Raw genomic sequence first — 23,853 nt, 5'->3', positions numbered from 1 at the left:
GGTTAACATTAACAATAAAGGAATGCTTGGTCTCTATTATAATATGATTAAGCTGCCTTGATCATAAATTCAGTAGGTGTTGTTCCAGTTACTTTTTTAAAAGCTTTATAAAAAGACACCCTATTGTTAAAACCACATTGGTATGCAATATCAGAAATGGATTCAGAAGAGTTTTCAAAGCCGTTACTAAGCTTGATTTTTGCATCATTAATTCTATAGGAATTGATGAAATCATAAAAGCTGAGACCAAAGTTTTCATTGATAACTTGGGAAGCATGGTGCCTTGATATATCGAGCAAATCTGCAATATGGTTCAATCTGATTTCGTGGTCCAAGTATAACTTTTTGTTTTGCATCAAGTTTTCTAATTTGTCTTTGAGCTCTAAGGAAAAAGATTCGGATAAACCTGTTTTTTCGTATTTGTTCTGCTTGATACGAAGCGATTCCAAAGGATAGACCGAACCGTCCAAGATTTTTGGGAATCGAATCAAAATAAAAATAATTGCCCCATATACAAGTAATGGAACCGAATGGGAAAGTACCAACATGGTATTGATCGCCCCATCTGATTTATACCAACTGAACAGTAGGACCGCAAAAGAATAGGTGAATAAAAATAAAAAAATTAAGAGCAGGTTTTTGGTGATATTGTGCCCTTTGTTTTTAGCGAATAAGGGTAGGTGATTCCAAAATGACATAGCAGTTTTTTTAGTTTTCTGGAATCAAAGTGCAAAAAACGAGGCGTTTACTCCCTTCTCAATTGACGGATGCCCCGTTTGAGTTTATGGATAGGGTCCAATTTGGAATGAATTGGTATAATTATAAGATTTAAAGCTCTAGTTTGGCATAGGGGATAACGGTATCGTACCCTTTACCTTTAAAATAGTCCAAAGCTTTATAATCGCCAGTGGCCAGAACAAAATCCCCTCCCCAAGCACCAAGACTTTTAACAGCTCCAAAATAATCTGGGAAAAGCCGTTGTTTTATGGGTGCTATTTGTAGTATGTCCGAAAGCAAAGCTTCATGTTCTTCCATCAAGCGTTCAAAACCGGCCAAAGTATCGGCCAAAATCATTTTTTTGGAAATGGAAGAAATGGTTTTAATCAATTTTTCTTTGTCCACTTTTAGGTTGCGATAGGCCTCAATCGCCGCTTTGCTACTTTGTTTTTGATTGAGGTGCACAAAAAACAAAGCGTCTTTAAAAATGGGATTGAATTCAATTTCATTTACTGAAGGAACCCCATTTTTTAATTGATAAGTGATAGGGGAGTTGTGCTGGGCGCATGCAATATCATAGCCGCTTCCACCAAAGGCATTCCAAAGCAATTCATAAGCATCAACCCGGGCCCATTGGGCCACATTATTAATTAAGGTAGAAGAGGTGCCCAAGCCCCAAGAACGAGGGAAATCTAAATGTGTTTCCACTTTAAAACCCTTGCTATCTGTTAATAAAAGCGGGTTTAGAGCATTGGCCTCCAATAAAATTGTTATTAGTGAATGGGCTATATTTTGATCTGTGGTTGACTTTATTTTAAAGTTATCCAGATTAAAACTGGCAGAAAACCACGCCACATTCTTTTCATCAAAACTGGTCCATTCCAAATGTCCAGTGTTGGTAGGAGTTACATGCAAGGATTGCCCATAGCTTGTTGGGATGGCAAAGCCCAAGGCTCCATCCAAAATAGCATACTCGCCAGATAGTAATAACTTTCCGTTACTGTAAAACTCCTTTTGCATTATTGTGTTTGTATTTTTTTCAAGGCTTCTTGTACCGAAGCGTTGGTTACTGTATGGTGTTTAAAATGCTCTACCAATTGTTTTTTTTCAGTTTCAGAAGCTCCCATTTGGTTAAGCATGTTCAGCAAGTGCATTTTCATATGCCCCTTTTGAATCCCCGTCGTCACTAAACTTCGAACAGCGGCGAAATTTTGGGCCAATCCGGCTACTGCTACGATTTTCATTAATTGTTGAGCGGAAGGATGTTGCAAGATTTCCAATCCCAATTTTACCATGGGGTGCAAAGTGGTCAATCCACCCACGGTGCCCAAAGCTAAAGGTACTTCTATCCAAAATTTAAAGATACCGCCTTCAATGCTCGCATGGGTAAGGCTGGAATATTGCCCATCCTTCGCTGCGTAGGCGTGAACTCCGGCTTCCACGGCCCTAAAATCGTTTCCTGTAGCAAGGATTACGGCATCGATTCCATTCATAATGCCTTTGTTGTGGGTTACCGCTCTATATGGTTCCACGTTGGCAATATTAACAGCTTGCACAAATTTTTTGGCAAATTCTTCCGCAGGCATATCGGCATTTTCAAGCTCAGAAATAGGGCAACTTACTTCCGCTTTTACCAAACAATTGGGCACATAATTGGAAAGAATGCTCATCACCACCTCAATATTCTTCTCTTCTGGTGAAAAAGAATCGTACCAATTGGCCTGCTCCTTTAAGGTGACGGCGAATTGTTCTAGACAAGAGTTGATGAAATTGGCGCCCATCGCATCCAAAGTCTCAAAAGTGCAGTGCAATTGATAGTAGCCGTCAATTTTATGGCTAAAATCGCGTAGTTCTAAATTGTTGATGCCCCCACCACGTTTCTCCATGTTTTTAGTGATGGGTGAAACGCTTGTGAGCAATTCTGGTTTTATGGCTTCGAAGAAGCTTTTAAGTTTTTCGGTATCCCCTTTAAATATAAAGTGGACTTGTCCAACTTTTTCAGTGCCTAGAATTTCTGTTTTAAACCCACCTTTTTCCAGCCAAAATTTAGCCGATTTGCTAGCCGCAGCCACCACAGAACTTTCTTCTATGGCCATTGGGATGGCAAAAAGTTCGCCATCAATCAAAAAATTTGGGGCTATCGCAAACGGCAGGTAGTAATTGGTTAGGGTATTTTCTATAAACTCATCGTGCAATTTTTGAACCGCTGTATCGGTATTCCAATACCGCTCCAACAATTTAACGGTGGCCTCAGGATTATCGGTGCAATTGTGTGCGATCCAATTGATTTTATCGGTCTTGGAAAGTTTGGAAAAACCTTCAACAGGTGAATTCATAGTGTTGGGTTAAAGGATTCAAATATACGGATATTGGCATTTTGGTTGAAAGTCTTCCTTTTTTTGTGTGGCGTCAGTTGACTTCAGTAATTTGGTTTTTGTTGTAAATGCAACATCAAAATTTATTTTTCGGATAAAAATCAGTAAACTTGGGAATTTTAAAACCAATTTTTACTACATGAGAAAACAGCTTTTCCTAAGCCTGTGTTTATTAGGGTTTTTGAATTTTTCAACGGCCCAAAAGAAAAAAATAACCCTTGAAGAGATATGGGGTGGCGAATTCCGAACAGAATATATGGACGTGCTCCGTTCCATGAACAACGGTACCCAATATACCATTTTGAATTTTGACCGTTCTTCCCATTCAAGCAGTTTGGATAAATACGATTACAAAACCCTGCAAAAGGTCGAGACCATTGTAGCGTCATCCAATACAGTCCCTTATTTTTCTTCCTATTCTTTTAGTGGTGATGAGTCTAAAGTGTTGTTGGCAACAGAAGTAGAGCCTATTTTTCGTCGTTCAAGGTTGGGTATATATTATGTGTACGATATTGCCACCAAGCAATTGATTAAGATTTCCGAGGACAAGATTCAAGAGCCAACCTTATCCCCTGACGGTTCCAAGTTGGCTTATGTGTTGGACAATAACCTGTATTTGTTTGACCTTTCCTCAAAAACGACCAAGCAACTTACCAAGGATGGTAACAAGGGTACCATTATAAATGGTGTTACCGATTGGGTGTACGAAGAGGAATTTGGATTTGTTCGTGCTTTTGAGTGGAACAGCGATGGAACCAAAATTGCTTTTTTACGTTTTGATGAAACCGATGTGCCCCATTTTTCCATGGATGTTTATGGCACCAATCTTTATCCGTTTCAACATGAATTTAAATACCCAAAAGCAGGGGAAAACAACTCTTTGGTCACTTTGCATATGTTGGACGTGGCTTCTGGTACTGTTTCCGATGTTGATTTGGGAAGTCCGTATTACATTCCAAGAATCAAATGGATGAACAGTCCCAATGATTTGAGCGTGCAAACTTTGAACCGTCATCAAGACGATTTGAAATTGTTCGCGGTAAGTGCCAAGGATAATTCCACTTCTTTATTGTTAGAAGAAACCGATGCAGCCTATGTGGATGTGGATGACGACCTTACCTTTTTGGCAGATGACAGTTTTATCTGGACAAGTGAAGCTAACGGCTTTAACCATTTATATTTATATGGTAGGGATGGAAAATTGAGAAATCAAATTACCGATGGTTCTTGGGAAGTGACACACTATTATGGTTACGATAAAAAACATGACCGAATTTTTTATCAGTCGGTTGAAAATGGTTCCATTAACCGAGATGTGTACAGTATCTCAACAAAAGGAAAGAAAAAGAAAAGACTTACTTCCAAAGAGGGAACCAATTCAGCTGCGTTCAGTACTGATTTCACCTATTTCATCAATACCTTTTCCAGTTCCGAAACACCTTATGAATTTACCTTGCATTCCGCATCCGATGGAAAATTGGTGAAGTCCATTAAGGACAATTCTGCGTTAGAGAACAAATTGGTGGGTTACGACATTGTTCCTAAAGAGTTTTCGACCATCAACATCAATGGCTACGATTTGAACATGTATATGATCAAGCCAGCCGATTTTGACCCCAATAAAAAATATCCGCTGTTCATGTTTCAATATAGTGGCCCAGGTTCACAACAAGTGGCCAACCGCTGGATGGGCACCAACGATTATTGGCATCAAATGTTGGCAAGTCAAGGGTGTATTGTAGCCTGTGTCGATGGACGCGGGACAGGATTAAAAGGACGCGATTTCAAGAAAATCACCCAAAAAGAGTTGGGTAAATATGAAGTAGAGGACCAAATTGCTGCTGCCAAAAAATTGAGCGAACTTGCTTATATTGATGAAGAAAGAACCGGAATTTGGGGGTGGAGTTATGGTGGATTCATGTCGACCAACTGTATTTTAAAAGGAAACGATGTGTTTGAAATGGCCATTGCGGTTGCACCTGTGACTTCATGGCGTTTTTATGATACGGTGTACACTGAAAGATACATGCAGACCCCGCAGGAAAATCCAACGGGGTACGATGATAACTCCCCATTCAACTACCCAGAAATGTTGAAAGGAAAATATTTATTGGTGCATGGCTCTGGAGACGACAATGTACATGTGCAGAACACCATGCGCATGATCGAAGCTTTGGTTCAGGCCAACAAACAATTTGATTGGGCCATTTATCCCGATAAAAACCATGGGATTTCTGGCGGTAACACAAGATTGCATCTATACACCAAGATGACCAACTTTATTAAAGAAAACCTATAAACCAATACCACAAAAGATATGTCAGAAGTTAAACCAGTTAGCGAAAAACAATTGTTCGGACATCCTCAGGGATTGTTCTACCTCTTTTTTGCGGAGTTATGGGAGCGTTTCAGTTTTTATGGAATGCGTGCCTTGCTTACGCTTTACATGGTTGATGTTATTTTTGAAGCCTTAATGGAGCGAGACTACGCGACCGCAGCGGTTTATTCTTCCTATGGCTCTTTGGTTTATGCCTCCACAGTAATCGGAGGGCGCATTTCGGATAGTATTTTAGGCATGCGAAACTCCATCTTTCTAGGTGGGGTTCTTATGGCACTTGGGCATTTTGTGTTGGCCATTGAGAACAATGTGGCCTTCTTTCTGGCCCTGTCATTGATCATTGCAGGAAACGGATTCTTTAAGCCCAACATTTCCACTTTTGTAGGTTCCTTATATGAGGAGGGAGACCCAAGAAAGGACTCTGGATTTACCATTTTCTACATGGGAATAAATATCGGTGGTTGGGTTGCACCTTTATTATGTGGGTTTTTGGCCGCAAAATATGGCTGGCACTACGGTTTTGGTTTGGCCGGCATAGGAATGTTGACAGGACTTATTGTTTTTTGGAGTGGCATTAAAAAGGGTGTTTTCGGAGACAAGGGGTTACCACCTGAAAACGGAAATATCGATAAAAAAGTAGCTGGAATCAAACAAGGTACCTTAGTGCCTATTTTGGCTTTTGTTTCTGTACCAGTAATTGCTTTTCTTTTGTCATCCTATAAAGCATTGGGAGGTGAGGGAAGTTTCTTTGAGGACCAAAACATTGTAAACGTCATATTTAAACTCATCGGAATTTCCATATTGATATATTTGGGCTACATCATGTTCAAAGCCACAGTTGAAGAACGCAAGAAATTGTTCGTGGCCGTTTTGATTACCTTTTTTATGACGATTTTCTGGGGATTCCATGAACTATCGGGTAGTGTGATCACTTTATTTGCTGCTCGAAATGTAGATTTAGAGGGCATTATGTCAGCTTCTCAGACCAACTCTTTAAATTCCATGTGGATCATTATTTTGGCGATACCAATTTCATTAATGTGGCAATGGTTGTCCAAAAAGAATTTGAACCCAAGAACCCCATACAAATTTGGAATGGGACTGTTGTTTGCTGGAATCAGTTTTTATGCCTTGGCCATTAGTGGGGCAAGTGCCAATGAGAATGGTTTTGTTCCTTTCACCTATTTATTGTTGATGTACTTCCTACTTTCTGTGGGAGAATTGTTCATGTCTCCAGTTGGATTGTCCAAAATTACGGATCTATCTCCCAAGCGCATCGTTGCCTTTATGATGGGCGTTTGGTTCCTTTCATCAGCTTTTGCTTTTCAAGTGGTTGGATTTATCGGAAAACAATTGGCCATTGAGAGTACCAGTAGCGATGTGAGTGGTTTTGAAACCCTAGCTGTTTACACTGATGGATTTATGTTGATAGCCAAATATGCACTTGGGGCCGGTATACTTGTGATTTTAGCCTCTCCGCTGATTAAAAAATTGATGGGAAAGGTGCACTAGTCAGTCCCATTCTCAAAAACATAAAATCCCTTTTCGCCCGTGTGGTGGAAAGGGATTGCTTTTTCCGCACAAGTTTGTTCCCAGCGTTTTACATAGCTTGGGTAATTGCTTCCATCTGCCAGTACCATTTTAGGTTGAATGGAAGCTAGCAAACGTTCCAAGTTTACCTTTGGAGATTGTGTCAGTAAAACGTAATCGTATTCTTTTTCCAAAGGAAACAAACCTAGACTGTCCATAACGTACAGTTTTTTGATGCCTAATTTATAGCTGTTTTGTAAGGGTTTTAATTTGATATGTTGAATCCGTTCTGCAACAGAAAAATCGTTCACAATACTACCCAAATTTGTAGTGTCATTCGCATAAACAACTAGATTAGGACCAGTTTGATGCAGTAGAATGGTATTTCTAGATCTATGTGTTAGGATAAGTTTTTCGGTTGAACTGACTTGAAAGGATTTCCAAATCAACCAACTCTGGAATAGAACAAGTCCGCCAAATAAAACCAGAAGCTTTCTTTTAGAGGTTTTTGATAGAAAAATCACCAAGGCAAATGCAATAAAGTACCCCAATAATAATTGCACACTATCAAATGGAATATTTTTAATCAGAAAGCCCTCTTGTTTTGCTACCCAACCAATTACTGAATTCATAACATAGATAATGCTGTTGAATGAACTCACCAAAAAAGAGGGGAGCAGGTTCAATGTGGCCAAAACGATAACTAAAATGCCCAATCCTAAAATCAATCCCAAAAAAGGGATTACCAATAAATTTGAGACAAAAAAGAGGGCAGGAAACTGATGAAAATAAAATAAACTGATGGGTAAAACACCCAATTGCGCCGAAGCACTTACCGATAGCAATTGCCATACTTTCCGAACCAAAAAATTATCAGGGAACCAAAACCGTTGCAGTTTGGGATAGATCCAAACAATGGCAATTACTGCAGCATAGCTCATCTGGAAACCTACTTGAAACAAAAACAAAGGCTTCACCAATAAAATAAATAAAATAGAAAGGGCTATAATGTTGAATGAGTTGGTAGGACGGTTTAGATGCATGGCATAGGCCAAAAAACTGAACATGGTCACCGCTCGAACAATGGATGGGGACAAGCCTGCAATAAAAGCATAGCTCCATAGTAGAAATATCACCAATAACGTTTTTAATGTCTTGCCTTTGGGCAAACGTTCTAAGGGAGAGCAGATAAATTGTAAGATTAACAGCAAAATCCCCACATGAAGTCCTGAAACGGCCAACATATGCACTGCACCCGCATTGACGTAATTGTTATAGGTGCTTTCCGAAATATCATCTCGTTTTCCTAGCAAAAGGGCTTCAACTACGCCGAGTTCTTCCGTGCCAAAATCATAAGCTTTGAGTTTTGAAATAATATGCTCTCGAAAATTGAAAGCTCGACCCACCAAAGTTTTGGTCGCGCACTCAGCAAATAAAATTGATTTATCATCCGATTTAATTTGATGTAGGATTCCCTGTTTTTGTAGGTAAGTTTGGTAATCAAATTGGTGTGGATTCAAGGGCGGTCGAATTGCTTCCGCCTGGTCCATCACATAAAGTTCATCGTCTACACGTAAGCTAACCGAAGTAGGGTCTTTGGATAGATTCAACACCAAATTGCCAAAAGCTTTTTCATTGTCAACGGCTAAAACATCAACAACATATTGGTGCGAAAAGTCATTGGGTTTTAAAACCTCTCTAACGTTCAATTTCCAAGTGTGTTCTTCTTCAATATCAAATTTCGGGTAGGTTTTGTAGGTTGTCAATCCCACTGAAAAAGTACCCAAAGACATTACTAGGAGAGCCGTTGCTATTTCAAAATAGGGAATTCCCTCCCTGGGTTGTTTTTTGCCCACCACATATAAAATGGGAAGTAAAACAACGATAAGAACAAGAGATAGCAGCGGAGCTATCTCAACATAAAATCCGAAAACAATGCCCAACATAAGCCATAGGGTAAGCTTAATGGACACAAAATTGAGCTGTTGCACCCTAGAGGATACGCATCGCTTTTACAAAGGCACTGTTCCAATATCCCTCCCGCAAAGAAGATACTAAAACGCCTCTTGAGGTTGTGGCATGAATAAATTTGATGTCGTCTCCGTTTACATCTACCACAAGTCCCACATGGTTGATGCGTTTTCCACTTTTTGAGGTTTTAAAGTAGAGGAGATCTCCTTTTTGCACTTCTCGAACCTTTATATTCTGACCTTCCATGGCCATTTGGTACGATGTGCGTGGAAACATAATGTCGTTTTCCTTTAAGGAAACATAGACCAATCCGGAACAGTCCATTCCTTTTTTGGTGGTGCCTCCGTATTTGTATCGGGTGCCTGAATACGACATGGCAGATGAGATAACGGCTTCGGCCGTTTCGTTGGTGCGCCCCTCCTTTTTGGATTTTTTTTCGGGGGAAGTGTCTTCTGTCGACCCCTCAACCGTAACAGTTCGGGTCTTGCTGTAGGTGCGTCGTTTTTTGCCGGGCCCGCAGGCGGTAATGGCCAAAAACAACAGTAAGATTATGGTTTTTCGTAACATCCAAGAATAGATTTACTTTCTTGGAAGCTAAAACTACACATTTTCTACAATTAATTGGGCCGCCAATTGACTGGCACCTTTTCCACCCAATTTTTCTTTTAGCAATTTATAGTCGGATAGTATGCGTTCCCGTTCAGCGCCAGCAACGATTTTTATGAGTTCGGACTTAAGATTTTTTGAAGTCAATTCATTTTGAATCAACTCCTTAACAACTTCTCTGTCCATGATCAAATTCACCAGCGAAATATAATTTAGGGTAATGATTCTTTTGGCAATTTGATAGGAAATCCAGTTGCCTTTATAGCACACCACTTGAGGAATGCCAAAAAGGGCGGTTTCCAAAGTTGCGGTTCCACTGGTCACCAATGCTGCATGGGAATGCTTTAAAAGGGTGTAGGTTTTGTTGGAAACATACTCTACTTTATCACCTTTTAAAAAGGGCGTATAAAACTCATCTGGGAGACTGGGTGCACCCGCAATCACAAATTGGTAATCGGGAAAATCCTTTTTTACCGAAAGCATTACTTCCAACATTTTTTGCACTTCCTGTTTTCTACTTCCAGGGAGTAAGGCAATGATGGGTTTTTCTGGGTCTAATCCATTTTCACTTCTAAAGGTTTCATTATCCTGAAGTGGTGTGTTTTCAATAGCATCAATCAAAGGATGACCTACAAACTGCACAGGATAATTGTGCTTTTTCTCATAAAAATCTTTTTCAAAGGGCAGGATCACATACATATGGTCGATATCCCTTTTTATTTTTTTGATTCTTCCTTCCCTTGAAGCCCAAATTTGGGGAGAGATGTAATAATTGGTTTTAAATCCATTTTCCTTGGCCCATTTGGCAATGCGCAAGTTGAATCCAGAGAAATCAATGAAAATTACCACATCGGGGTTGAACTTCTGAATATCTTCCTTACAAAACGAAATATTCTTGAATATGGTGGGGATATTCATGATGACCTCCAAAAATCCCATAAAGGCCATGTCCTTATAGTGCTTTGCCAATTCACCCCCTGCTTGCTCCATTAAATCACCACCCCAACAGCGAATTTCGGCTGTAGTATCCTCTTTTTTGAGGGCCTTGATGAGGTTGGACCCGTGTAGGTCCCCAGAAGCTTCGCCGGCAATGATGTAGTATTTCATGAAAAACTCAAGTTCAAGTCTAAGTTTAAAACAAGTTCAAAAAAGGAATCAGAATAAAACTTTATACAACAAAATTACCAAAGCAGTTACCAAGGTGGCAAGCATGACCCCTTTGGCTCTTTGGTCTCTTTTTAAACGTAGGAATCCAAAAAATGCAATGAGGTTTAAAATGGCGCCTAATGCCAAAATACTTCCAATATGTCCTTGCTGAACGGCTGCATTGAAGGTTTCTACAATCCCCAAATCCGAAAAAAGCATGATATAGAGGAGTGTTCCAAAGGTGTTGGCAATAAGTCCTACGATAAAACCGATAATCAATTCTTTTCTGTTATTCATTCAAGTTCCAGTTGTTTATTTGTGGTATGGCGTGGTGTGCCGTTAGGTCGAACTGTGTTGGAACTACCGAAATATAACCTTGGGACAATGCCCATTCGTCGGTATCTTCTCCTTTGTCCAACAATTCAAATTTACCCGTTAGCCAATAATAATCTTTTCCTGACGGACTGGTGCGTTTATCAAACTCCTCTTTCCAATTTCCACGAGCTTGTCTGCAAACTTTTATGCCCTTAGGCTCGTTTTCAGATTTTGGAATATTCACATTGAGCACGGTTCCTTTAGGAATTCCATTCGTCAATGCCTCAACTACAATTTTCTTTACGGATTTTAAACTAGGTTCAAAATTGGCGTTCCAAGAATAGTCACAAAGTGAGAAACCAATGGCGGGAATTCCTTCGATACCTGCCTCAATGGCAGCACTCATGGTTCCCGAATAGATTACATTTATGGATGAATTTGAACCGTGATTGATTCCGCTTACACAAATGTCAGGTTTTCGGTCCAAAATTTCACGCAATGCCAATTTCACGCAATCGGCAGGAGTGCCACTGCAACTATATTCTTTGGGAGCCCCTTCTTTATGATCTACGACCACTTTTTTGGAAAACAGGGTGCTATCCACTGTAATCGCATGCCCCATGCCACTTTGCGGGCTATCGGGAGCCACGACCACCACATCGCCAATCTCGTTCATGGTACGAATCAAGGCACGCAAACCAGGAGCCGTAATCCCATCATCGTTGGTGACAAGTATGAGTGGTTTTTCCATTCAGGATAATTTAAGGCATAAAAATACGTTTTTCATCAGGATGGCCCTCTTGGCGTTTAACAAAAAATTAAATCGCACATTCTTAACTGGCACGGTTTTTTCAGTATATTAGGGATTCATACAAGTAAAAACGATGGAAGAAGTAATGAAGAATTGACTGTATGAGGTCAGATTATTTCGCTCCAGAAAAATCAGATTATGAAAAAGAACTTTGTTTTGGCACTTTTGGTTATCCTTGTGGCGGTAGCCTCGTGCAGTTTTACCAATAAGTCTTTTGAGAACGATGATAAGGATAAACTCCTACTCGATTTGATCACTTATGTATTGGAAAGAGGACACTATGAGCCAAAAGATTTGGATGATTCTTTCAGTTCCAATGTCTTTGACGATTTTATTGATGTTATTGATCCTACCAAGCGTTATTTCCTTGAGAGTGATGTAAAAGATTTTGAAAAGTATAGATTCATGTTGGATGATGAGATTCGAAATACGGATATCACATTTTTCAACGTGGTTTATGACCGTTTGATGGTCCGAATGGAAGAGGCCAAGGAAATCTATAAAGAAGTCCTTTCCGAACCTTTCGATTACACCGTTAAAGAGAATATTGAAATTGATTATTCCGATCAAGATTTTGCTGCCAGTAAAAAAGAATTGAAGGAACGTTGGAGAAAACAGTTGAAGTATAACACTTTGGCTGGTTTTCAAACCAAAATTGAAAATAAGTGGCGTGATGCCATTTCGCTATCAGGCGGAGATGACCAAGCATCGGCCGATGTTTCCATTCCAGTATTTAACGAAATTCCAACCACTATAGATAAAGCTTTGACCGAAGAAGAGGCAAGAGAGAACACAAAAGCCACTTTGGACGAATTTTTTGATTTTGTCGGGGATTTGGAACGTAAAGACTGGTTTGTACAGTATTTGAATACCATTGTGGAAGAGTTTGATCCACACACCTTCTATTTTGCTCCCGAAGAAAAGGAGAAGTTTGACATTGGTATGTCAGGGAAGTTCGAAGGTATTGGTGCTCGACTTCAGAAAAAACCAGAAGGAGCTAAAATCGTTGAAATTATTTCTGGAGGACCTGTTTGGAGAGATCAAAACTTAGAAGTAGGTGACGAAATCTTAAAAGTAGGTCAAGAAGGAGAAGAACCTATCGATATCGTGGGAATGCGACTTGATGATGCCATTAAATTGATCAAAGGCCCTAAAGGTACAGTGGTTGATTTAACGGTTCGTAAGGTTGACGGTACCATTGAAACCATATCCATAACAAGGGATGTCGTAGAATTGGAAGAATCCTATGCCAAATCTGCCACAATTGATGCCGGTGAAGATTTTTACGGATTGATCAATCTTCCGAAGTTCTATATCGATTTTGACGATTATACAGAAAGAAATGCCGCTACCGATGTGGCCAAAGAAATTGAGCGCTTAAAAGAGGCGGGAGCTGAAGGTCTAATTTTGGATTTGCGCGATAACGGTGGAGGTTCTTTGAAAACAGTGGTCGAAATGGCCGGATTGTTCATTAAGGATGGCCCCATTGTACAGGTGCGTTCTTCCGGACAGCGCAAAGAAGTTCATGAAGATAAAGATGAGCGCATTCAGTGGGATGGTCCTTTGGTGATTTTAGTAAACGAACTTTCCGCATCGGCCTCAGAGATTTTGGCTGCCGCGATGCAAGATTACAAGAGAGCTGTGATTATCGGAAGCAAACAAACTTTTGGTAAAGGAACCGTTCAAAATGTAATTCCATTGGACAACATTGTTCGTGGAAACGAGCATGGAGATTTGGGTGCCATTAAATTGACAACACAGAAGTTCTACAGAATTAATGGTGGTTCTACCCAATTGGAAGGTGTAAAGAGTGATATTGTGGTTCCAGATCGTTACAGCTACATTGATTTAGGGGAAAGAGATCAGCAAAATCCATTGGGATGGGATAAAATTACCCCTGCAGATTATAAAGTTTGGGATGGTTATATCGATTTTGAAACTGCCGTGAGCAATAGTAAAAAGCGTTTGGCCAATAATCCTCAGATTGAATTGATAGAGGAAAGCGCCAAGTGGTTAAAAGAGCAACAGGATGACAATGTTATCTCTTTAAATTATGACGACTATGTAGGCAAACAAGAAGAAGCTAAAAAGCGTTCCGAGAAGTTTAAGAGCTTAAGGGATTACGATTCCAAATTATCTTTTGGTTCCTTGAATTATGAAACTGAATTGTTTACGCAAGATTCTGTTTTAAGAGAGCGAAGAGACAGATGGCACAAAGAACTTGCTCGCGATATTTATGTAGAGGAAGCAGTAAACGTGCTTAAAGACCTTCACATGAGCAATATTAAGAACCAAGAAGGAAAATTGGCCAGTGTAAAAGGTTAATCAAGATATATTAATAAAAAAAGCCGACTCATTGAGTCGGCTTTTTTATGCTGTTATGTCATTACATGATATAAAAATCATCAGGTTCTATAGGTTTAGGAAGCTCGGTCTCTCCCAAAAGCTGCCTAATATTTATATCTATGGTTCTGGCTATGGATGTTACGGGAGTGTCAGTTGGGAGGTTTTCAAACGGGTCCTGTAATCTAAATGCAGCCTTTTCCAGAAATAGAAATACCATGGACAAAATCAACAGCACAAGTACCTCTATAATGATGTTCAGGTTCAATGGTTCCGTGAGCGAAAGGAATATCACGAACAGATAAATGGCCAAATGGAGCCCTTTACGATAAGTGGTCGGGAACACCGTATTTTTGATGCGTTCACATTTTCCCATTGATGCGGTTAACCGTTCCAAAGTTTCTTCAAATTGTAATCTGGAAAAGGTATCCAATTTACCATCGTCAAAAAGTGTTTTAATAGATTCTGTCTGAAAATCCAGAATGCCCAAGGGCACATTTTTTTGCGATTGCAAATGTTCGAGTTCTGATGCAGAAATCAACTCATCGATATGCTCATATGGATTTTGCCCCCTTAATGATTGTCCCAACGAATAGCACCAGGCAATTTGTCTATAGGCCATGGTTTTAATCATGGGATTTTCCTCTTCCGTATACATTTTTAATTGTAAAACCATGGTTCTGGAATCGTTAACAATGGCACCCCAAATCTTTCGGGCTTCCCACCATCGGTCGTAAGATTGGTTCACTTTAAAAGAGACCAAAATGGAAATGGCGATACCGAGTGTAGTGGGAATGGTTACGGGAATTTCCGTGTAATGTCGCTGAAAAAAGATAACGGGAATATCCGTAATCAGTACTATTGCCAACACTACCAAAAGAGAAACGCTAATCTCTTTAAACACATATTTAAAGGGAAGCACAGGTTTAATGATCATTGAATACAGATTTTAAAAGAATTCTTATGTTATCAAGATAAACATATATTCTTAGGGAGTTTTATTTTTTTAGAAGGTATTTATTTGCAAAATTGAGCCACGAACCAAGATGATTTCCCTAGGATGAAAAACAAAACCATTTATGCATTGCTCATGTTTGTTTGTATTGTTGGTTTTTGGCTTTTCGAAAATTTCTACACGCCAGCTACCTATTCAAATCCAAATACTACCGAAACAGAATTGATGGATTTTGATTACTTGCCAAGTTCTACGTCTGGAGCGATTGTCAAACATGAATTTTATAGCCTTTCGTATAGCGAGCCCCATGAACAGGCAGAGTGGGTGGCATATGAACTTAAAAAAGACCATTTGACCAATGATGAGCGGGAGCGCCCATATTTTATAGAAGACCCAAAAGTGAAGTCAAAATCGGCGGATTGGCGAAATTATAGGGGCTCAGGTTATGACCGTGGACACCTTGTACCCGCTGGCGATAGGCGCTTTTCCGAATATGCTTATAACGAGACGTTTTATACCAGTAACATTAGCCCTCAGGATAGCGATTTTAATGCTGGGATTTGGAACCGATTGGAGCAACAAGTTCGTTATTGGTGTAAAACATATGGAGATTTAATTGTAATCACTGGGGGAGTGCTTGAAGTTGGGTTGGATGAAATTGGTGATGAGGATGTTGACGTGCCCAAAGCCTTTTACAAAATAGTGTTGAAGAACAAGGGTGATCGATCAGAAGTAATTGCGTTTTTAATTCCAGCTAAGGAAACTGACCAGCCTTTAAACCAATTTGTGGTTGCCATTGATGCGTTGGAAGAAAAAACAGGCATCGATTTCTTTCAAAAGCAACCCAAAGCTTGGCAAGAAAATATAGAATCCAATAAAGCTATTTCGGGGTTTAAGTTCTAGATACCATCTTTTAATCGGTTCGAATCCAATTTTAGGAAAACAAATAGGAGCATCGTAAAGAAAATAAGTCCAGAGCCACCATAACTAAAAAAAGGCAATGGAACCCCAATGGTTGGTAAAAGTCCAATCACCATTCCAATATTGATGAAATAATGGAACACCAAGATAGAAATCACACCATAGCCATACATCCGACTAAAATCACTTTTTTGTCGTTCCGCAATATAGATTAGTCTTAAAAAGAAAAAGGAGAACAATAAAATTACGGCTGCAGAACCCAAAAACCCCCATTCTTCGCCAACAGAACTAAAAATATAATCCGTGTGCTGCTCGGGAACAAAATCCCCTTTGGTTCGTGTGCCCTCCAAAAATCCTTTTCCAGCAAATCCTCCAGATTCAATGGCTTTTTCAGATTGGTAAGTATTGTAACCAATGGTTTTTCGTATCTCATCCAATTTATCCTCGTCTTTTTCCAAACTCAACCATAGTGCAAAGCGATCACGATGGCGTTGCTCAAAAACGTTTTCAAAAACAAAGTTCACGGAAAGTGAAAACAGGATGGATACGATAACTACCCCGATTACGGGCAAAACAGGAATTTTAACTGATGCTTTCTTAAAGGTGTAGATGAGCAAAGTAATTATGATCAATCCAATTGCAATCCAAACAGTGCCAAACATCAGTGTCGTGGCAAAAAGCACCACCGCAAATATGAGAACGCCAAGATAATAGAGTGGAAATCCTTCCCTAAAGAGTACAAAAAACAGAGAAAAATAGATCAACGAACTTCCAGGGTCAGGCTGGGGAAGAATCAGCAAGGCCGGGAGCAAAATAATGATCAAGGCATACATTTGATGCTTCCGTGTTCGAATATCCGTCTGTATATCGCTTAAAAACTTTGCGAGGGCCAGAGAAGTTGCCACCTTGGCCAATTCTGAAGGTTGCAGATTGAAAAATCCTAGATCGTACCAAGAAGTGGCTCCTGCAATGGTTTTACCAAATACAAAAAGTCCAAGGAGCAGAACAATGGCGACCACATAAAAAATGGAGGCGAAGCGTTCAAAAAAATTCGATTCCACAAAAAGTACAAAGATGATTCCAGCAAAGGCCAGTCCGATAAAAAAGAGTTGTTTACCGTACAATGTGGAGAAATCAAAAATGGAAGTAACGGTTTCGCCTACTGAAGTGGAATAAATATTGAGCCATCCTATAAACACCAAAAGCGCGTAAAGAATAACCGTAATCCAATCCAATCTGCCAAAAGGTCCCTTACCACTCACGCTCGTTTATTTTGAAAGGTTCGCCACTGTAAGGTTTGGCATATTCGTGTTCCAAGGTTTTTTCCAACATTCGTTTTTCCAAGTCGGTGCGGGTAATTTCCCCTTTGATGTATTTTTCGATCAGCAATGATGCAATGTGCCCCGCGTAGCGCGAGCCAAAATATCCGTTCTCAATATAAACTGCCAGAGCTATTTGAGGGTTTTCAATGGGAGCGAAGGCCACAAATACAGAGTGGTCGGTCAATTGCATGCGTTCACCATCTACTCGAATGAAATTCTCTACCGTTCCTGTTTTACCGGCAATATTGATTCCCGGGATTTGAACCCAACGTGCAGTACCATATTCGTACACATTGGCCATACCTTCGATAACAGGGTCGAAATGTTTACGGTCGATGGTGGTGTATCTAGGTTCGGTATAACTTGGATCTATAGTGCCATTGTCACCAACACTTTTTATAATATGAGGGGTGTAAAAATAACCACGGTTGGCAATTGCGGCCGTCATATTTGCCAATTGCAATGGGGTAGCTGCGATTTCCCCTTGACCAATAGAGTTGGAGATGATGGTTGAGGAAGCCCAACGTCCATTGCCATACCATTTGTCGTAATAGGCCACGTCGGGAATCCTGCCTGGAGCTCCGGTTGGAATATCGGTTCCCAAATAATTTCCAAGTCCAAAACTTTTGATGTGCTTTTCCCACACATCCATACCTTCATCCGTGGTTTCGTATTTATTGAAAATCTTGCGGAACACTCCAGCAAAATAAGCATTGCAAGATTGGTAAATACCTGAATTCAAGTTTCGTATACCACCACCGCAGTGACAACCCCTAAGTGTATTGCCCACATAAAACCCGTGATAGCATCTAAATTGGGTGCTTTCGTCAATAACCCCTTCCTGTAATCCCACTAAGGCATTTAAGGTTTTAAAAGGTGAACCTGGTGAGGGTTGTGCCAAAATGGAACGGTCCCAAGTAGGTTTGGATATGGTGTCGTAATGTAGCTTGCTATAATTTTTAGAACGTTCCCTGCCCACCAATAGCGCTGGGTCGTATGTAGGACCTGAAATCATGGCCAAGATTTCGCCGGATTTGGGTTCGATGGCAACAATGCCCCCTCTTTTACCGTGCATCAATTTTTCACCGTATTCTTGGAGTTCTTTGTCCAAGGTGATATGAATTTCTTTGCCCTGCTGCGGAAGTGTATCCAGTTTCCCATTTTTATAGGGCCCTATATCCCTATTGAATCGGTCTTTTTGAATGTGTTTTACTCCCTTTCGACCCCGGAGAATATCTTCATATTGTTTTTCAATTCCTGTACGGCCTTTCAATTCACCCGCAACATAGTATGGATTGTTCTGTAGATCCCATTCGTTTACCTCACTAATATATCCTAAAACATTGGCGGCACTGTGGGTGTTGTAATATCTCAACGATCTTTTCTGAATGTAAAATCCGGTAAAATGTCGCATTTTTTCCTGAAGGGTAGCATAGTCTTCTTTGGAAAGTTGCGGTACCAAAACAGAGGGAAGGCGCGGCGAATAAGTTCTTGCCTTTTCCATTTTGGTTAGAAAAGTCTTTTTATCAATCCCTAAAAGCTGACAAAATTCCAAAGTATCCAAGGGTTTTACCTCTCTCGGAATCACCATGACATCGTAAGCGGCCTGATTTCCCACTAAAAGGTTGCCATCGCGATCATAAATATAGCCACGTTCGGGATAATCGTACACTTTTTTAATGGCGGGGTCGTCCAATATTTGATCTGCAGAAAACCGAAATAATTGCAAATAGGAGAGTCTACCTATAAAGGTGAATCCTATGAGAACAACCACGGATGACAGCAATAATTTCTTCATTATTTAATTGAAATCTAGACCTATATTATATCCAACGGTAAAATCTACGTTTTTATTCGCTTTTTGGACTAAAAAGTGAACTGAATAATACACAAAGTATTAAAGTTACGATTCCTGTAGCAAAAACTTTTTTCAAAATTAAAAGGAAGTGGGACAAACTTAAAATTTCGAAGAAAAAGAAAATCAAGTGATGCAAAAGCACAATAAAAGCCAAAAAGGTAATTCGTTGTACAGTCGTCGTATGCTTAAAACTGAAATTTTGAAATTCATAATTGATTCCAAAACATAACCGCATCAAAGCGGGTCGGGCATAAGCTACCGTTACCGACGCCAAGGCATTTAAGGCCAAAGTATCAGAATAAATATCGATAAACAAGCCCAATAAAAAAGCCGTGATCATAAAAATGGCCCTATTGCCTTTTATAGGGTACCAATAGAAGAAAATAATGTACACCATGGGATTGATGAATCCCAAAAAATTGAGGGTGTTGAATACCAGGACCTGGGTGAGGGCCAACAAAACAAACCTTAATATGTTTATAAAAACAGTACTATTCATTTAAGGTGCTTGACTCTAGGGTCTGTATTTCGGGTTTGTCCTTGTTTTCTATCAGGTAAACATTTTTGATATTCGCCATATCGTTAAATAGCTCCACTTCTATGTTGTAAAAACTTTGGGAAGCATTTAAATCGTATTTTTTGATCACACCAACTGGAATATTTTCAGGAAAAATACTGGACATTCCCCCTGTTACAATGGTGTCACCTACCACAACGGGAACCAACCTCGGAATATCGATAAGTTGAGCAGTGGTATAATCTTTGGCATCCCAAATAAAGGAACCAAAATAATTGGTGCCCTTGATTTTGGCGTTGATGTTGGATTTGGTATTCAATACACTTTGAACGGTGGCAAAATTGTTGGAAACATTTTCCACTATACCCAAAATACCCTTGGTGGTAATCACTCCCATGTCCTGTTTAACCCCATCATTTTTCCCCTTGTTTATAGTAAGATAGTTTCTGGGCGATGCAAAGCTGTTTTTGATGAGTTTGGCACTCAAAACCTGATAAGCGACCAAGGTGGAATCCAAGGGCTGTATGCTGTCACCTGCTGAATTAAAAAGTAATCGTCGAAGTTGTTCGTTTTCTTCAACCAAGCGCCTGTTTTCCTCTCGCAAACCGAAGTAGGAGGATATATCGGCACCAGTCCCATACACATTGCCTGCCAGCCAACGGGATGAATTAAAGAATCTGGATTGATGATACGAATGTGACCGAACGGTCATCACCAACGCAATAAGTGCCAAAAACCCATAAAGGAATGCATTTCTGTACCGTAAGATAAAGTTGATGATGCGTTGCATGCAATCGTAACGTTAAGAAAGTTCGAACACCTTCAAGGTAATAGAACTGCAGAAATTACAGGTCTATTTTATTAAAATACTTTTATAGCGCTCCAAATTTTTAAGGGCAATACCTGTTCCGCGAACAACCGCTCTCAACGGGTCTTCAGCAATGTACACGGGCAAATCCGTTTTTTGAGAAAGCCTGCGGTCCAAACCTCTAAGCATGGAGCCACCCCCTGCTAAGTAAATACCTGTGTTGTAAATATCGGCGGCCAATTCTGGCGGTGTTTGGGACAAGGTTTCCATTACGGCATCTTCAACCCTCAAAATACTTTTGTCCAATGCTTTGGCAATTTCGCGGTATGAAACCTGAACCTGTTTTGGCTTTCCTGTCAATAAATCACGTCCTTGTATCGATTTATCGTCTGGAGGGGATTTCAAATCTTCAGTAGCAGAACCGATTTCAATCTTGATGGCTTCAGCAGTACTTTCACCTACGTACAGGTTGTGCTGGGTTCGCATGTAATAAATAATATCGTTGGTGAAAACATCACCTGCAATTTTAACCGATTTATCACACACAATTCCACCCAAGGCAATCACGGCAATCTCAGTGGTTCCCCCACCGATGTCCACGATCATATTTCCTTTGGGTTGCATAATGTCTAGACCGATACCGATAGCGGCGGCCATTGGCTCATGAATCAAGTACACTTCTTTACCGTTAACACGTTCCGCCGATTCACGAACCGCGCGCATTTCCACTTCGGTAATCCCAGATGGAATACAGATAACCATTCGAAGGGCGGGAGGGAACCACTTTTTCTTTAAGGCCGGAATATTTTTGATGAACATATTGATCATCTTTTCCGAGGCATCAAAGTCAGCGATTACCCCATCTTTCAATGGTCTGATGGTTTTGATGTTTTCATGGGTTTTCCCCTGCATCATATTGGCTTCGCGGCCCACCGCGATAATTTTTCCTGATACACGGTCTCTTGCCACAATGGAAGGACTGTCAACAACCACTTTATCCAAGTGAATGATCAGGGTATTTGCAGTACCAAGGTCAATTGCTATTTCCTCGGTCATGAAATCAAAAAATCCCATATAAAAAGCGTCTATTTCGGATTAACGGTAAAATTTAAAGGCTAAAGTACTAAAATTAATGTTTAAAATGTCGAGTACCTGTCATCACCATTGCCAATCCATTTTCGTTGCAATAATCAATGCTCAATTGGTCTTTGATTGACCCTCCGGGCTGGATGACACTTTTAATGCCCGCTTTATCCGCAATCTCCACACAATCAGGGAATGGGAAGAACGCATCACTCGCCATAACGGCGCCATTAAGGTCAAAATTAAAGGATTGTGCTTTGTGGATAGCTTGGTTCAAAGCATCAACACGAGAGGTTTGTCCTGTTCCACTAGCGCACAATTGTTTGTTTTTGGCCAAAACAATGGTATTACTTTTAGTGTGCTTGCACAATTTGGAAGCAAAAATCAAATCTTCGATTTCTTCTGGTGTAGCTTGTTTTTCGGTAACAGGAGTCAAATCTTCTTTGGCATCGGTTTTGGAATCTTTATCCTGAACCAACACACCGTTCAAACAAGTTCTTACCAACGTTTCTGGCAATTCAATCTCGTTTTGAATCAAAATGATTCTGTTTTTCTTGCCTTTCAAGATTTCCAAAGCCTCATCGGAATAGCTAGGGGCAATAACAACCTCACAGAACAGGTTATGGATTTCTTCTGCAGTTGGTTTGTCGATTTCAACATTGGAAATCAAAATACCGCCAAAGGCAGAAACCGGGTCACCTGCCAATGCATCCACATAGGCTTGTTTGATGGTGCTTCGAGTAGCCAATCCGCAGGCATTGTTGTGTTTGAGGATGGCAAAGGTTGGGTCATCATTTTTGAATTCGCCCATCAAGTTTACGGCAGCATCCACATCCAAAAGGTTGTTGTAGGATAGTTCTTTTCCGTGCAATTTGGTGAACATGGCATCAAAGTCACCAAAGAAATATCCTTTTTGGTGCGGGTTTTCTCCGTAACGCAACACCTGACCTTTGGTCTCACTGATTTTTAATACAGTTTCTTCTTTTTCTTGGTTGAAGTAATTGAAGATGGCTGAATCGTAATGTGAAGAAACATTGAACGCTTTAGTAGCAAAACGTTTGCGGTCTTCCAATGTGGTAGTTCCGTTTCCTTCGGTGATCACATTCAAAAAATCTGCATAATCCTCCATGGATGAAACGCAAAGTACATCCTTGAAGTTTTTGGCAGCAGCCCTGATCAAGGAAATACCGCCTATATCAATTTTCTCGATAATATCTTGTTCCGAAGCGCCACTCGCAACGGTTTTTTCAAAAGGATACAGATCTACGATCACAATGTCCAACTGTGGAATTTCAAATTCCGCCATTTGGGCCACATCACTTTCATTGTCCTGTCTGTTCAAAATTCCTCCAAAAACCTTCGGGTGTAATGTCTTTACGCGTCCACCCAAAATCGATGGGTAACTGGTCACATCTTCAACAGGTACCACCTCGATACCCAAATCACGGATAAATTTTTCGGTTCCCCCTGTGGAATAGAGCGTTACTCCAAGTTCGTCCAATTTTTTAACGATGGGTTCCAAACCATCTTTATGAAATACGGAAATTAATGCGGCGGAGGCTTTTTTTGCAGTCATCTTCTCTGTCTTAGAATCAATTTATTAAGCGCACAAAAGTACTTTTTTTGAATCTAAAAAACAGAACGGTTTATCAACAAAATTCGTTAAGTTTTACAGAATTTTGGCTACTTCGGCATTGATGAATTCCAAAAAGCGTTCATCTTGGGCTGTAAATGGGTCGGGAGTGTTGGAATCTATATCGATTTGCCCCACATTTTCACCATTCACAAATAAAGGAACTACAATTTCTGCTTTTACGGTAATACTGCAAGCAATATAATTGTCTTGAGCAGCCACATCAGGTACCACAAAGTTCTCATTGCTCACGGCCACTTGTCCACAAATACCTTTTCCAAAAGGGATTATGGTGTGGTCGGTGGGAGTACCAGCGTAAGGTCCCAGTTTCAACTCTTTTTTATCCCCATTTTTAAAATAGAACCCAACCCAATCGTAATAGTCAACATTGCTGCGTAAAAGTTCGCAGATTTCGCCTAAACGGGTGTCCACTGATTTGGTTCCGTCCTGAACAATTTCAAGTACTTTGGGTTCCAATGATTTTAGCATGAAATATTTTTTTGCAAATGTATTGAATAGTGGATTTGTACGACAAAAGAAAGTGAACTTACAGGTCAAAAACAGATAAAGTTCTGTTAAGCAAAGCAATAAATGTTAATATTTT

The 23,853-nt window shown here is 40.1% G+C and carries 20 protein-coding genes; 4 read left to right on the top strand and 16 right to left on the bottom strand.

Annotated features, from left to right (window positions below; all coding sequences use genetic code 11):
* Positions 1–47 precede the first annotated feature (47 nt).
* From ABT310_RS04285 to ABT310_RS04275, 3 genes are all read right to left on the bottom strand, one after another.
* Positions 48–698, bottom strand: a complete 651-nt coding sequence (locus ABT310_RS04285; protein WP_375325510.1) for a helix-turn-helix domain-containing protein — start codon at positions 696–698, stop codon at positions 48–50.
* Between the two features lie 130 nt (positions 699–828).
* Positions 829–1,737, bottom strand: a complete 909-nt coding sequence (locus tag ABT310_RS04280; RefSeq protein ID WP_375325509.1) for a GYDIA family GHMP kinase — start codon at positions 1,735–1,737, stop codon at positions 829–831.
* Entirely contained in the window at positions 1,737–3,053 is a 1,317-nt protein-coding gene (locus ABT310_RS04275; RefSeq protein ID WP_375325508.1) for a hydroxymethylglutaryl-CoA reductase, degradative, read from the bottom strand. The genes ABT310_RS04280 and ABT310_RS04275 overlap by 1 nt, the downstream gene beginning before the upstream one ends.
* Before the next feature lie 178 nt (positions 3,054–3,231).
* On the opposite strand from ABT310_RS04275, the gene ABT310_RS04270 reads away from it, so the two are divergent.
* Both ABT310_RS04270 and ABT310_RS04265 read left to right on the top strand, forming a co-directional pair.
* A complete protein-coding gene (locus ABT310_RS04270; RefSeq protein ID WP_375325507.1) occupies positions 3,232–5,391 on the top strand; it encodes a S9 family peptidase in 2,160 nt (719 codons plus the stop codon).
* Positions 5,392–5,409: 18 nt separating this feature from the next.
* The gene (locus ABT310_RS04265; RefSeq protein ID WP_375325506.1) at positions 5,410–6,942 is read left to right on the top strand and encodes a peptide MFS transporter; all 1,533 of its coding nucleotides are present in this window, start codon (positions 5,410–5,412) and stop codon (positions 6,940–6,942) included.
* Here ABT310_RS04265 and ABT310_RS04260 read toward each other — a convergent pair.
* The 5 genes from ABT310_RS04260 to surE are packed head-to-tail and all read right to left on the bottom strand — an operon-like array spanning position 6,939 to position 11,749.
* Positions 6,939–8,933: a ComEC/Rec2 family competence protein gene (locus ABT310_RS04260; protein ID WP_375325505.1), complete on the bottom strand. Its 1,995-nt coding sequence runs from the start codon at positions 8,931–8,933 to the stop codon at positions 6,939–6,941. The genes ABT310_RS04265 and ABT310_RS04260 overlap by 4 nt on opposite strands.
* Before the next feature lie 19 nt (positions 8,934–8,952).
* Positions 8,953–9,498 (bottom strand): C40 family peptidase, encoded by a 546-nt coding sequence (locus tag ABT310_RS04255; RefSeq protein ID WP_375325504.1) that lies wholly within the window; start codon positions 9,496–9,498, stop codon positions 8,953–8,955.
* Positions 9,499–9,531: 33 nt separating this feature from the next.
* Positions 9,532–10,644, bottom strand: a complete 1,113-nt coding sequence (lpxB, locus tag ABT310_RS04250; protein ID WP_375325503.1) for a lipid-A-disaccharide synthase — start codon at positions 10,642–10,644, stop codon at positions 9,532–9,534.
* 48 nt (positions 10,645–10,692) lie between these two features.
* Positions 10,693–10,980, bottom strand: a complete 288-nt coding sequence (locus ABT310_RS04245) for a hypothetical protein (protein ID WP_375325502.1) — start codon at positions 10,978–10,980, stop codon at positions 10,693–10,695.
* On the bottom strand, positions 10,973–11,749 hold the full coding sequence (gene surE / locus ABT310_RS04240) for a 5'/3'-nucleotidase SurE (protein WP_375325501.1): 777 nt from the start codon (positions 11,747–11,749) through the stop codon (positions 10,973–10,975). The genes ABT310_RS04245 and surE overlap by 8 nt, the downstream gene beginning before the upstream one ends.
* Positions 11,750–11,947: 198 nt before the next feature.
* Between surE and ABT310_RS04235 the strand changes: the two genes are divergently transcribed.
* Positions 11,948–14,134 carry a carboxy terminal-processing peptidase gene (locus tag ABT310_RS04235; RefSeq protein WP_375325500.1) on the top strand — a complete coding sequence of 729 codons (2,187 nt, stop codon included), beginning with the start codon at positions 11,948–11,950 and terminating at the stop codon, positions 14,132–14,134.
* 61 nt (positions 14,135–14,195) lie between these two features.
* On the opposite strand, the gene ABT310_RS04230 is transcribed toward ABT310_RS04235, so the two are convergent.
* Entirely contained in the window at positions 14,196–15,089 is an 894-nt protein-coding gene (locus ABT310_RS04230) for a bestrophin family protein (protein WP_375325499.1), read from the bottom strand.
* A gap of 123 nt (positions 15,090–15,212) precedes the next feature.
* Between ABT310_RS04230 and ABT310_RS04225 the strand changes: the two genes are divergently transcribed.
* Complete coding sequence (locus ABT310_RS04225; RefSeq protein WP_375325498.1) at positions 15,213–16,010, top strand: DNA/RNA non-specific endonuclease; 798 nt, start codon at positions 15,213–15,215, stop codon at positions 16,008–16,010.
* Here ABT310_RS04225 and rodA read toward each other — a convergent pair.
* The 7 genes from rodA to ABT310_RS04190 all read right to left on the bottom strand — a co-directional run bounded on the left by rodA (position 16,007) and on the right by ABT310_RS04190 (position 23,738).
* Positions 16,007–17,290, bottom strand: a complete 1,284-nt coding sequence (gene rodA / locus ABT310_RS04220) for a rod shape-determining protein RodA (RefSeq protein WP_375325497.1) — start codon at positions 17,288–17,290, stop codon at positions 16,007–16,009. The two genes, ABT310_RS04225 and rodA, sit on opposite strands and share 4 nt — an antisense overlap.
* Positions 17,280–19,148 (bottom strand): peptidoglycan D,D-transpeptidase FtsI family protein, encoded by a 1,869-nt coding sequence (locus ABT310_RS04215; RefSeq protein ID WP_375325496.1) that lies wholly within the window; start codon positions 19,146–19,148, stop codon positions 17,280–17,282. The genes rodA and ABT310_RS04215 overlap by 11 nt, the downstream gene beginning before the upstream one ends.
* Positions 19,149–19,200: 52 nt before the next feature.
* Positions 19,201–19,707 (bottom strand): rod shape-determining protein MreD, encoded by a 507-nt coding sequence (locus tag ABT310_RS04210; RefSeq protein WP_375325495.1) that lies wholly within the window; start codon positions 19,705–19,707, stop codon positions 19,201–19,203.
* Entirely contained in the window at positions 19,700–20,515 is an 816-nt protein-coding gene (gene mreC / locus ABT310_RS04205; RefSeq protein ID WP_375325494.1) for a rod shape-determining protein MreC, read from the bottom strand. The genes ABT310_RS04210 and mreC overlap by 8 nt, the downstream gene beginning before the upstream one ends.
* A 63-nt stretch (positions 20,516–20,578) precedes the next feature.
* Complete coding sequence (locus ABT310_RS04200) at positions 20,579–21,607, bottom strand: rod shape-determining protein (protein ID WP_036380166.1); 1,029 nt, start codon at positions 21,605–21,607, stop codon at positions 20,579–20,581.
* A 55-nt stretch (positions 21,608–21,662) separates the two neighbouring features.
* The gene (gene purH, locus ABT310_RS04195) at positions 21,663–23,192 is read right to left on the bottom strand and encodes a bifunctional phosphoribosylaminoimidazolecarboxamide formyltransferase/IMP cyclohydrolase (protein ID WP_375325493.1); all 1,530 of its coding nucleotides are present in this window, start codon (positions 23,190–23,192) and stop codon (positions 21,663–21,665) included.
* Positions 23,193–23,285: 93 nt separating this feature from the next.
* Positions 23,286–23,738 carry a GAF domain-containing protein gene (locus ABT310_RS04190; protein WP_375325492.1) on the bottom strand — a complete coding sequence of 151 codons (453 nt, stop codon included), beginning with the start codon at positions 23,736–23,738 and terminating at the stop codon, positions 23,286–23,288.
* Between the last annotated feature and the right edge of the window lie 115 nt (positions 23,739–23,853).

The organism is Flagellimonas cixiensis (assembly GCF_042134615.1).
GTDB classification, from domain to species: Bacteria; Bacteroidota; Bacteroidia; order Flavobacteriales; family Flavobacteriaceae; genus Flagellimonas; species Flagellimonas cixiensis.
This window is presented reverse-complemented; position numbering and strand designations above follow the sequence as displayed.